Raw genomic sequence first — 12,254 nt, forward strand, 5'->3', positions numbered from 1 at the left:
GTCTTAGATTATTGAATTATTATCAGAAAAACGAAATAAATATTATGAATTATTATTTGCTTTTATCATAGTAATCAGAACCTTTCTTTGGATTAACCGTACAAGTGGATTGTACCACTGCTTACCAAAAAGCAAAAGAGAAAGGGCATTCTTTTTTCTTAACTTATTTATACGACGCACTAAAGGCTGCTAATGAGGTAGAGGCGTTTAGATATAGAATAGTGGATAACGAGGTATATCTGTATGATGAGGTACACGCATCACCTACTATCAATAGACCGAATGGTACGTTTGGGTTTGCGTATATGGATTACTATAGTGATAAAGAAGTTTTTTTGATTAAGGCAAAAGAAGAGATTGATCGAGTACAGCAATCAACAGACTTCTTCCCAGCATCAAAAGGGGAGAATGTATTGCATATATCTGCTGTGCCTTGGCTTGATTTTACTTCTATGTCGCACGCACGTCACTATGATTTTCCTGATAGCTGCCCTAAGATTTCGTTTGGTAAAGTGATGGAAGAGAATGGTCGTAAGCGTATGGCGGTATCTATACATGGACATCATGCACTGATGGATGGAGTACATGTAGGGGAGTTCGTAGATCGTTTTCAACAACTTTTAAACGAGAAGTAAGATGAGTAAAGTAATCATCCCTGAGGGCATAAAGAAGATAGCGACATTATGTGTGCTTAGAAATGGTAGCAACTTAATGCTGCTAAAGCGTTTAAAAGAACCCAATAAAGATACGTATACTCCTGTAGGAGGTAAGATAGAACCTTTCGAAACTCCTGAGGAGGGTGTGATCCGTGAGACATTTGAAGAGACGGGTATAAAAGTAGAGAAGGTGAAGTTCTGCGGTATACTGACGGAGACTTCTCCTACTAAGTATAATTGGCTAAGCTATGTGTATGTAGCTGATATCGATGCTGTAACTCCTCCTGAGTGTAACGAGGGAACTTTAGAGTGGATAGCGTATGAGGACTTGCTGAATGTACCTACTCCGAAAACAGATTGGTTTATCTATAAATACATATTAGAGAGTAAGCCTTTTGTGTTTCACGCATTATACGATGGAGAGTTGAATTTGTTAGAGATGAAGGAGGAGATAACAGGTTTACAGTTGTCAGTTAACGGTTAACAGTTTTTGCCTATGGTATTAGGTATAGGTTTACTGTAGAGACGCAATATTTTGCGTGTCACATAAAGCAGGTAGATACATAATTAAAGAAATGTAAAAAGCCCTACTGTCATAGTAGGGCTTTTGCTTTATATTAGTTTATTTTATTCTGTTTTCTGCGTTTTCTGATACGTCTGATGATCAAGATTAATCCAATTGAGATTAGGATAAATGGCCAGATATAGAATAGTCCTATCACAAATGATAATAGATTACTCCATCCAGAACCAAAGGCAGATGATATTTCGTACCCAAACCCTGTTGTTGATTCTCCTTTTTCATAGAAAGTTACCGTAAGGGTACTTAGCGATATTCTACTCTTTAGGTATTTTAGTCGTCCTTCAAAAGATTCTATATCTGCGCGTAGTGCCCCCAGTTCTCTTTCTATTCTTAGAATGTCATCTATTGAATTGGCGCGTTTAAGTAATTCTTTATAGCGCTCTTCTATTTCTTTCTTCGTCTTGATTCTCGCTTCTACATCGATGAACTCTTCGGTTACATCTAAGGCATTGATGTTTTTGCTGTCTACTTTAGTGGCAGTCTGTGTAACTCCTTCTAACAAGGTTTCGAAGTTCTTCGCAGGTACTCGAATCACAATGGTATGTTCAGTGCGATTGCTGTAGACATTTGATGTGTCTTGTGATAGATATCCGTTGAGTTTTTTACTACTTGCTACGATATTAGCTCGAGTTTCTTGTGCATTCGAAGTTTCGAAACGTATATTTCCCTCTTTGACTATCATACGTTCAGGTACAGTGATATCTTGAGTAGCATCTGTAGATTGTGGTGCTTCAGTAGTGGTTTCTGCAGCAATATCTGTTGTGCTGATATCTTCTAAAGCAACGGCAGAGGCTTCTCCGTATTCTGCTGATTTAGAGCAAGAGGTTAATGTTATGAATAACATTAGGGTTAATAGTTTGAGTGTCTTTTTCATGTTTTTTTCATGTTTTTTTATTAACAAATGTACACTATGATTTGATATATAGCCTATTAGAGGTTGAAAATATTGTTTTAAATCACTGATTATAGGGAGGAGTTTAATTGAGGATAGACAATTAGGAATGTTTTATATTGCCCTATTAGATATAGTGTCCCACTTTCTGCTACTAAAAGTGACTAAATGATATCATTCATAATCAAAATAGTCAGTATTAAAAAGAACATTTGATAAGAGAAGTACTTTTGGAGGGTGATTGATAGTGTATCAGTTACCCTTTAAGTTCACTTAGAGGATGTTCTTTGAAATATTGTTTTATGGTTAATAGTGGATTGTGGTTACTGTGTGGAGTTACGTGTGAGATGCTTCATTCTTCAGCATGACAAGGATGGTGGATGTACGTTGTGGAAATAGGGCTTGTATATGAAACTAAAAAAACCTCTTATCCTATAGACAAGAGGTTTATCACAACCAAAAAATTATAAATAACGAGCTTATTAGTTTACGGTCTACAAATAGTCAACCGTTCACTGTTCTCTAAACTGTTGCAAGCTTAATGATCTTCTTGATATTGTCAGATTTACCCATAGAGTAGTAGTGTACAATAGGGATACCCGCATCTATTAATTCTTTTGACTGCTGGGCACACCATTCAATACCGATCTCGCGGATGGCAGCATTGTCTTTTGCTTTGAGTACCTCAGCAACCAAATCATCTGGTAGGTCAACTTTAAAACGTTGAGGTAATAGATTGAGTTGATTTAGTGTTGCTAATGGTTTAAGTCCTGGGATAATCGGTACATCAATACCTATAGCTCTACATTTCTCTACGAAGGCAAAGAACTTACTGTTGTCAAAAAACATCTGTGTAACGATGTATTCTGCTCCGTTGTCTATTTTCTGCTTTAGGTATTTAAGGTCTGTATCAAAGTTAGGTGCTTCCATGTGTTTCTCAGGATAACCAGCCACTCCAATGCAGAAGTCAGTCTTACTGGTATTCTCAAGCTCTGGGTCTAAATAGATACCTTGGTTAAGTTCACTGATTTGAGTAACTAATTCAGAGGCATATTTGTTTCCTTTCGGTTCGGGTTTAAAGTAAGTCTCGTTCTTCACAGCATCCCCTCTAAGGGCTACAACATTATCTATCCCTAAGAAATCAAGGTCTATAAGGAAGTTTTCAGTGTCTTCTTTGGTGAAGCCTCCACATAAGATGTGTGGTATAGCATCCAACTTGAATCTATGTTGGATAGCTGAACAAATACCGACAGTTCCTGGTCTTTTTCTGACAACTCTTTTTTCCCACAGTCCGTTGCCTGCTTCTTTGTACTCATATTCTTCTCGATGATACGTTACGTCTATGAAAGGAGGGTCAAACTCCATTAGCGGTTCGATAGAGTCAAATATTCCTTGAATATTTTGCCCTTTTAAGGGAGGTAATATCTCAAAAGAGAATTGTGTTTTCCCGTTTGCTTTTTGGATGTGTTCTGTTACTTTCATGATTCGTTCGTCGTTAATTTATTATTTTGTGCTAAGTTGGGTGACAGCCAACGTTCAGCTTCTTCTATTGTTATGTTTCTTCTCTTAGCATAGTCTGCTAATTGATCTTGTTCTATTTTACCTAATCCAAAGTATCTACTCTGTGGGTGGGCAAAATAATAACCCGATACTGCAGCGGCAGGGAACATGGCATAGCTCTCTGTTAGACTAACACCAATGCGTTCTTCAACTTGTAGGAGTTTCCATATTGTTCCTTTTTCTAAGTGATCAGGACAAGCTGGATAACCTGGTGCTGGTCGAATCCCTTGATATGCTTCTTTTATCAGTTCTTCATTACTAAGGCGTTCAGCAGAAGCATATCCCCAAATTTCTTTACGCACTGCGTGGTGAAGGTATTCTGCAAAAGCCTCTACTAAACGATCTGCTAATGCCTTCACCATAATAGCGTTATAGTCATCAAGGTCGTCTTCGTATTGTTTGGCTATTTCATCTACTCCAAAACCTGTTGAGACTGCGAATAAACCAATGTAGTCTTCTAATCCACTTTCTTTTGGAGCAACGAAGTCGGCTAAGGCAATATTCGGAGCCTTGATGTTCTTCAGCGATTGTTGACGCAGCGTTAATAACTTATCTAATGTTTCTCCTTGTTCGTTGTACACTTCGATATCGTCATCATTAACTTGATTTGCAGGAAAAATGCCTAAGACACCTCGTGCTTCGAACCAACGTTCAGTGATGATTTTGTCTAACATTACTAAAGCATCGTCATATACTTGTGTTGCTGTCTGTCCTACTATCTCATCTGTCAAGATCTCAGGAAACTTGCCAAACAACTGCCAAGAACGAAAGAACGGTGCCCAATCTATAAATGGCAATAGTTCGTCCAGCTCTACTGTTACGGTCTTCGTACCGATGAAGTTGGGTTTGACAATGTCTTTAGCATCCCATTCTATCTTGACTTTGTTTGCTCTTGCTTGTTCGATTGTGATATAGCTTTTGTCTCTTGCTCTACCTAAGTAATCGCGTCTAAGCTGATCGTATTCTGCTTTGATGTTTTCTTTAAAGCTTGCTTCAACTTCTTTTTGTAACAACTGATTGGCAATGGTCACTGAACGTGAGGCATCGTGTACATGTACAACGCAATTCTTGTATTCTGGTGCAATCTTCACAGCTGTATGAACACGGGAAGTAGTTGCTCCACCAATCATGATTGGAATATTGCTATTGGCCTTGTCAAGCTCTTTAGCCAAGTGTACCATCTCATCTAAGGATGGAGTGATTAATCCACTTAGTCCGATAATATCCACTTGCTCTTTTATCGCTGTTTCAATAATCTTCTCAGGTGGAACCATTACCCCAAGGTCGATGATCTCATAGTTATTACAAGCCAATACCACTGCTACGATATTCTTACCGATGTCATGTACATCTCCTCTCACAGTAGCCATAAGTATCTTACCTGCATTACCTACAGAGGCTTCTGCATTCTGTTTTTTACTTTCTTCAATAAACGGAAGTAGATAGGCAACAGCTTTTTTCATCACACGTGCAGACTTTACTACCTGTGGTAAGAACATTTTACCTGCTCCGAAAAGGTCTCCGACTACATTCATTCCATTCATTAGATATTGTTCAATCACTTGAATCGGTTGAGGTACGCTAAGGCGAGCTTCTTCTGTATCTTGTTCGATATATGTTTCGATTCCTTTGACTAAGGCATGTGTTAGTCGGTCTTGGATACTACCTGAACGCCATTCTTCTACTTTAACTTCGGTTGATTGAATAGCACTTTCATTTTTAATACTTTCGGCAAAGTCGAGTAGGCGTTCAGTCGCATCAGCTCGTCTATTTAGCAATACGTCTTCTACGTGTTCCATTAAATCCTTGTCTACCTCATCGTAAACTTCTAACATCTCAGGATTCACTATCCCCATGTTCATACCGTGCTGTATCGCATGGTATAAGAAGGCAGCATGCATTGCTTCTCTTACCTTGTTGTTTCCTCTGAAAGAGAAAGAAACATTACTTACACCACCACTTACGTTGGCATAAGGAAGGTTCTCTCTGATCCATTTGGTAGCATTAAAGAAGTCCAAAGCATTGTTGTTGTGCTCTTCCATTCCTGTCGCTACAGGAAATATGTTAGGGTCAAAGATGATGTCCTGAGGTGCGAAGTTCACTTGGTTGACTAATATATCATAAGAACGTTGGCAGATCTCTATACGTCTTTCTAAGGAATCTGCCTGTCCTTTTTCGTCGAATGCCATTACTACAGAGGCAGCTCCGTAGCGTTTAATTAATTTAGCGTGTTCGATAAATAACTCTTCTCCCTCTTTTAGACTGATCGAGTTCACAATCGCTTTACCTTGTACTACGCGTAGTCCTGCTTCGATAATCTCCCACTTCGAACTGTCAATCATGATAGGAACTTTCGCAATATCTGGTTCAGAAGCGATGAGGTTAAGGAAGTTAGTCATGCAATGCACACCGTCTAACAATCCTTCATCCATATTGATGTCAATAATCTGAGCACCACCCTCTACTTGTTCTCTCGCAACAGCTAAGGCTTCGTCAAATTTCTCTTCTTTGATCAAGCGAAGAAACTTACGTGATCCTGTAACATTTGTGCGTTCTCCTACGTTGATGAAGTTCGCTTCTGCAGTCACATATAAAGGTTCTAATCCCGATAGGGCAAGTACTGGTTTTAGGTTGTTTTCTTTTGGTTTTCTGTCCTTACTGTGTTCTGCTACCGCCTGAGCAATTAGCTTAATATGTTCTGGAGTTGTACCACAGCACCCTCCTATGATTTGCACTAAGTTTTGACTTAAGAAACTGTCGATTAGTTCCTTCATCTCTGTTGGTGTTTGATCATACTCTCCAAAGGCATTTGGCAAACCAGCATTCGGGTGAGCAGAGATATTCACAGCTGCATGTTGACTTAATTGCTTTACATACGGTTCTAATTGCTCCGCTCCTAATGCACAGTTAAACCCTATACTCAACAGAGGAATATGTGCTATAGAAATCAGAAATGCCTCAACAGTCTGTCCTGATAAAGTACGTCCTGAAGCATCAGTTATCGTACCCGAAATCATGATCGGAATATCAATACCTCGTTCTGCCTGTATCTCGTCTATAGCAAATAAAGCTGCTTTAGCATTTAGTGTGTCAAATATGGTTTCTACTAATAGTAAGTCACATCCTCCATCTAATAGAGCTTCAGCCTGTTGCTTATAAGCTACTCTCAGCTCTTCAAAAGTAATGGCACGATATCCTGGGTTATTAACATCAGGAGATAAACTCGCTGTTTTATTCGTCGGTCCGATAGCCCCTGCTACATAGCGAGGTCTGTCAGGATCTAAAGCTTCTACTTCGTCTGCTACTTCTCGGGCTATCTTAGCCGATTGGTAGTTTAGTTCGTATACTATATCTTCCAGGTGGTAATCTGCCATCGCAATGGTAGTCCCTGAAAAAGTGTTTGTAGATAAGATATCAGCTCCTGCCAAAAGATATTGTCTGTGTACTTCTTTAACAGCTTCAGGTTGAGTAATAGACAACAAGTCATTATTTCCCTTCAGGGGGTGAGCAAAATCAGCAAAGCGCTCCCCTCTGAAATCTTCTTCTGAGAATCGGTAAGCCTGAAGCATTGTACCCATTGCTCCATCGAGTACTAAGGTGCGTTCTTTTAATAGGCTTCTGATATCAGTATGTATTCGTGTTGTTGACATAATTTTCTCTTTTAATCAATGTTTTTTGAAGTGTCTTGAAAGGCATTATTTAATTGCAGTAGATAATGCTTGCTCTAAGTCACGGATAATATCTTTTGTATTCTCTAAGCCAACAGATAGACGTATCAGGTTGTCTGTAATACCTGTGGCTATTTTTTCTTCTGCAGGAACTTTACTATGTGTGGTAGAAGCAGGGTGGGTAACGATCGTTCTACTATCTCCAAGATTAGCAGAGCGGCTACATAATTGTAAAGCATTTAAGAATGCTTTACCAGCATCCAGTCCTCCTTTAATCCCAAAGGCGATGATGTTCCCTCCTTGTTTCATTTGTTTTTTTGCTATTTCATATTGTGGATGACTTGGCAAGAACGGATACTTGATAAACTCCACTGCTGGATGTCTTTCTAAATACTCTGCTATAGTCAAGGCATTTTCACAATGTCTGTCTACTCGTACAGCTAATGTTTCTAAGCTCTTAGACAAGACCCATGCATTAAATGGTGAAATGCTTGAGCCAATGGTACGAGCGAAGACATATATTTTCTGAATATAGTCTTGATAGCCAACAGTCACACCTCCACAAGCTCTTCCTTGTCCGTCTATTAACTTAGTTGCCGAGTGTATGACTATATGTGCACCTAATGAAATCGGGTTCTGCAAGTAAGGAGTGGCAAAAGTGTTGTCTACAATAAAGATCAAGTTGTGTTTCTTTGCAATCTCTCCTAAAAAAGCTAAGTCTAATACATCCACTCCTGGGTTAGTAGGGCTTTCTGCAAAGAGAATCTTAGTGTTAGGCTTAATTAAGCTTTCTACATCATAGACTTGATTAAGGTCAAAGTAACTCGTCTCAACTCCCCATTCTGGAAACATATTACTGAATAAACTTCTCGTAGAACCAAAGATGTTAGAACAAGAAACAATGTGATCACCTGTTTTTAATAATGGGAACAAGCTGCAGTACACAGCCGCCATACCTGTGGCAAAGGCATAACCTGCTTCTGCTTTCTCGAATAGCCTGATCTTTTCTACCAACTCAGTTTGATTAGGGTTAGTAAAACGTGAGTAAGAATATTGTTCAACTTCTTCTGCGAATACGGCACGCATATTTTCAGCATCGTCAAAGACAAAGCTTGAGGTTAGGTATAGTGGTGTAGAGTGCTCATTGTATTGGGAGCGCTCTGTCTGTGTTCTTATGGCTTGTGTCTCAAAACAACAGCCTTCATCATTGTTAATTGTACTCATCTTTTTTTTAGTTTACGGTTAACGGTTTACAGTTAACAGTGGTTAGTTTTTGGTATTCACTTGTAAATCAAAAGTAGTTGCTTAATCAAAGCCTCTTTAAATACTTGACTATTATGGTCTCATATGATTATTTTAGTATTAAATGGTAGCATAAAGTGGGACACTATGTTGATTTACAGCTTATGGTTAACGGTTTACAGTTAATAGTGTTTGACACAAGATTCTGTGTCACTTTTACAGTTACGTTGGTTAGTCCGTTAACAGTAAACTGTCTACTGTTAACCAATTTATTTATCAGCTAATCTTAAAATATCTCCAAATACTCCTCTGGCAGTTACAGATGCTCCAGCTCCAGCTCCTTGGATAATGATAGGGTTGTCGCCATAGCTCTCTGTGTATATCTCGAATATACTGTCTGAACCCTTTAGTTGTCCTAATGCAGAACTTGTTGGTACTTCGATTAACTTCGTTTCTAAGACTCCTTTGTCTTCTTGTAGATCGCCTGATAGCTCTCCTACATAGCGAAGTACTGTATCTGGTGCTAAGCCTTGTTTTATCTTGTCGAAATAAGGGTTTAACTTCTCTAAACTGTTTAAGAACGTTGGGGTATCCACAGTTTGTAAGTCTGTTGGAATTAAGTTCTGAATGTTTATCTCTTCGAACTCGTTTTGTAAGTCTAACTCTCTTGCTAAGATTAACAACTTACGTCCTACGTCATTACCTGATAAATCTTCACGTGGGTCTGGTTCTGTAAACCCTTTAGTGATAGCCTCTTTAAGTACCTCACTAAATGGTCTGTCTTGGATAGAGTAGTTATTAAAAATGTAACTCAAACTTCCCGAGAACACTCCTTTTATCTTCGTGATATTCTCTCCTGATAAGTGAAGTAATTTAATCGTATCAATCAAGGGTAATCCTGCACCTACATTTGTTTCGTATAGATACTCTTTGTGGTTTGCCTTTAATGTCTGGCGTAACTCTCTGTAGAAACTATACGATATAGTGTTGGCAATCTTATTTGATGAGATTAAATCAAAGCCATTCTCTACTAATGGGATGTAATTTTTGATAAATTCTCCTGATGCTGTATTATCTATTGCGATTAAGTTTTCTAAGTGGTTAGCATTCGCATAGTCGATGACCTCTTGGATATTATAGGCAACACTTTTATCTTTTAAATTTTCTCTCCAGTTGCAGTTAATCCCCCCATCGTTTAGCAATACTTTTTTAGAGTTACCGATGGCGAAGATGTTAAGGGCAATATTCTTTTTGTCTTCGATAGATTGAGCAGAGTGTAAGATTTGATCAATTAAAGTACCTCCAACTAAACCATGACCGAATACAGCGATATTGATTTTCTTAGCGATACCAAATATTTGTCCGTGGATCACATTTAGCGCTTTCTTCGCTTCTTCTTTGCGTACTACTAAACTCACGTTCTTTCCTGTCACTGTATTGTTGAATAGGATAGGAACGATCTTATTCTTTACTAACGCAGCATAAGGCTTGTCAAATGTGCTTAGGTCTTGTCCGATGATTGAAATAACGGCTATATCACGGATAATAGAAATGCTATTCACATCACGTGTATAGAAGTCATTAGAGAATTCGCGGTTTAAGGCATCCTTTGCTTTATCTGCGTCTTTTTCTTCCACGATAAATCCTAAACCACGCTCTGAAGAACCTTGTGAAATTACCCCAACGCTTATTCCTTCGTTAGCCAATGCTGTAAATACACGTGCGTCAACTCCAACGATCCCTAATAGTCCACGTCCTTCGAATTGGATTAAGGCTGCGTTAGACTGTACAGATAAAGACTTGATTCCCTTTACTGTTTGTCTGTTTGAGATAAGTGTACCTTTGCTATTAGGGTTCAATGTATTTAAGATACGCAGCGGAATGTTATTCTCTACCAAAGGCAATATTGTTTTGGCGTGTAGAATAGATGCTCCGAAGTTTGCCAACTCATTTGCTTCATCGAAGTGAAGTTCTTCTATCTTCTGTGCATTCTTAACCCAATCAGGGTTAGCAGTATAAATACCATCTACATGAGTATAATTTTGCAATTCATCTGCTTGGATAAAATTAGCCAATAGTGCTGCAGAGTAGTTACTACCATTGCGTCCAAGAGTAGTCGTTTCTCCTTTTTCGGTAGCTCCTATGAATCCTGTAACGATAGCGATAGTGTCTTTGTCTAATTGATCAAAGAAAGCTTTAGTCTTTTCTTTTGATAGCTCATCTATAGCTTGTGCACTACCGAAGTTGTTATCTGTGATAAAGAACTGACGGCTATCTACAGAGGTAGCTCTTATCCCTTTTGCATTTAATTGAGCAGCTAATATCTTACTTGATATTAATTCTCCTTGTGCTAATACTTGGTCTTTAATCTTTAGCCCGTAGTCTTCGATTAGAGATACTCCTTCGTATAATTTGCTCAATACTCCTATTTCTGTATCTATATCTGCTTCTTGGTGGTAAGGTCTGTTCTTAAAAGCTTCAAAGGCAGTTGTATAATCTTGTTTAGTCTTTGCTAAGTCTAATATATGTTCAAGGGTATCTGTAGTGTCTCCTATGGCAGAAACCACAATAGCGATAGGTCCTTCGTTTACTTTTGTTTTGATAATGTTTATAACGTTGTCAAAAGCTTGTCCTGATGCAAGGGATTTCCCTCCAAACTTTAATACTTTCATAATGTGCTGATTTTAAAATAATGGTTTTAATAAATTGTTTAACTGTTCGTATTCAATCAAAAAGGCATCGTGGCCGTGTATGGACTGAATCTCTTGGTATGTAATGTGTTTGCAACAGTCTTTTAGTAATTCTACTGTTTGCTCTTGCTCTTCTTTGGTGAACATATAATCTGTATCTACTGCTATACAGTGTATGTGTGCACTGGTTTGTTGAGCAAAAGTTTTTAAACTGTCTTGTGTTTGCTCTTGGCCTATGGTTCTCAGAAGGTGATTCATCAATTTATAGGCTTGGAGTTTAAAGCGACTTTCTAAAGCCTGTCCGTGATATTTAAGCCAGCTCTCTATCGCATATTGGTTTTCGCTTTCTTTATATCCGTTAGCGAACTTCTGCTGGAGCGATGCAGGAGTGCGGTAGAGTAACATAGCATGCATACGGGCGTCTTCTATCGGTTGAGAAGAGTTGTTCAGAATACTGTCTTGTACTAAAGCATTTCCTATTAACCAATCAGATGCTTTACAGCTTGTCGCTATGGGGATTAAGTGGTCTATCGCTTTTGGCCTTAAAAAAGCTAATTCCCAAGCAATGCTTCCTCCTAAACTTCCTCCGATAACAGCGTATAGTCTATTGATCTGTAATCGATCTAACGCTTTCCAAAATACTTCTGCAATTACTTTAGTCGTTAGTGCTTTATAATCTTGGATGAGGTGAGCCTCCTGTTGGTTAAAACCATTACCAGGTATGTCAAAGGCAAGGACTGTGTATCGGTTGAGGTCGATTACTTTGTCATAACCCACTAAGCTATTCCACCATCCGTCATCGCCTGCTACTTGACTATTTCCTGTCAAAGCATGGTTGACCAATACAATTGGAGCACTGTGTAAAGGCTGTCCCACCACCTGATAGGTGATGTGAAAAGTATGTGTACTTCCGTTTGGTAGTGTATGATTAGTGATTGTTATTTCTTGTAAGCGACTCATGGT

Annotated in this window: 7 protein-coding genes and 1 pseudogene; 2 read left to right on the forward strand and 6 right to left on the reverse strand. The window is 38.6% G+C overall.

The annotated features are described in order from the left end of the window. Positions 1–98: 98 nt before the first annotated feature. Both HX049_RS00005 and HX049_RS00010 read left to right on the forward strand, forming a co-directional pair. Positions 99–635: pseudogene (locus HX049_RS00005) on the forward strand (CatA-like O-acetyltransferase); the annotation flags it as partial. 1 nt (position 636) lies between these two features. After that, positions 637–1,140, forward strand: a complete 504-nt coding sequence (locus HX049_RS00010) for an NUDIX hydrolase (RefSeq protein WP_286413287.1) — start codon at positions 637–639, stop codon at positions 1,138–1,140. Between the two features lie 133 nt (positions 1,141–1,273). Here HX049_RS00010 and HX049_RS00015 read toward each other — a convergent pair whose 3' ends face one another. The 6 genes from HX049_RS00015 to HX049_RS00040 form a co-directional block, all read right to left on the reverse strand. Next, positions 1,274–2,113 carry a DUF4349 domain-containing protein gene (locus tag HX049_RS00015; protein ID WP_286413288.1) on the reverse strand — a complete coding sequence of 280 codons (840 nt, stop codon included), beginning with the start codon at positions 2,111–2,113 and terminating at the stop codon, positions 1,274–1,276. A 540-nt stretch (positions 2,114–2,653) separates the two neighbouring features. Continuing rightward, the gene (gene metF, locus HX049_RS00020; RefSeq protein WP_286413289.1) at positions 2,654–3,613 is read right to left on the reverse strand and encodes a methylenetetrahydrofolate reductase [NAD(P)H]; all 960 of its coding nucleotides are present in this window, start codon (positions 3,611–3,613) and stop codon (positions 2,654–2,656) included. Then, a complete protein-coding gene (gene metH / locus HX049_RS00025; protein WP_160339606.1) occupies positions 3,610–7,341 on the reverse strand; it encodes a methionine synthase in 3,732 nt (1,243 codons plus the stop codon). Before metH ends, metF begins: the two co-directional genes overlap by 4 nt. A 45-nt stretch (positions 7,342–7,386) precedes the next feature. Then, positions 7,387–8,583 carry a trans-sulfuration enzyme family protein gene (locus HX049_RS00030; protein ID WP_286413290.1) on the reverse strand — a complete coding sequence of 399 codons (1,197 nt, stop codon included), beginning with the start codon at positions 8,581–8,583 and terminating at the stop codon, positions 7,387–7,389. Between the two features lie 287 nt (positions 8,584–8,870). After that, on the reverse strand, positions 8,871–11,273 hold the full coding sequence (gene thrA, locus HX049_RS00035; RefSeq protein WP_286413291.1) for a bifunctional aspartate kinase/homoserine dehydrogenase I: 2,403 nt from the start codon (positions 11,271–11,273) through the stop codon (positions 8,871–8,873). Positions 11,274–11,285: 12 nt separating this feature from the next. Continuing rightward, positions 11,286–12,251, reverse strand: coding sequence for an alpha/beta fold hydrolase (locus HX049_RS00040; protein ID WP_286413292.1), 966 nt, complete (start codon positions 12,249–12,251; stop codon positions 11,286–11,288). Positions 12,252–12,254: the final 3 nt, after the last annotated feature.

The organism is Myroides odoratimimus (assembly GCF_030326305.1).
GTDB lineage: Bacteria > Bacteroidota > Bacteroidia > Flavobacteriales > Flavobacteriaceae > Flavobacterium > Flavobacterium odoratimimum_A.

Coding starts and splice junctions, on each gene's coding strand:
- thrA (WP_286413291.1), bottom strand. CDS start 11,273: ATGAAAGTATTAAAGTTTGGAGGGAAATCCCTTGCATCAGGACAAGCT.
- metH (WP_160339606.1), bottom strand. CDS start 7,341: ATGTCAACAACACGAATACATACTGATATCAGAAGCCTATTAAAAGAA.
- HX049_RS00030 (WP_286413290.1), bottom strand. CDS start 8,583: ATGAGTACAATTAACAATGATGAAGGCTGTTGTTTTGAGACACAAGCC.
- HX049_RS00040 (WP_286413292.1), bottom strand. CDS start 12,251: ATGAGTCGCTTACAAGAAATAACAATCACTAATCATACACTACCAAAC.
- metF (WP_286413289.1), bottom strand. CDS start 3,613: ATGAAAGTAACAGAACACATCCAAAAAGCAAACGGGAAAACACAATTC.
- HX049_RS00010 (WP_286413287.1), top strand. CDS start 637: ATGAGTAAAGTAATCATCCCTGAGGGCATAAAGAAGATAGCGACATTA.
- HX049_RS00015 (WP_286413288.1), bottom strand. CDS start 2,113: ATGAAAAAGACACTCAAACTATTAACCCTAATGTTATTCATAACATTA.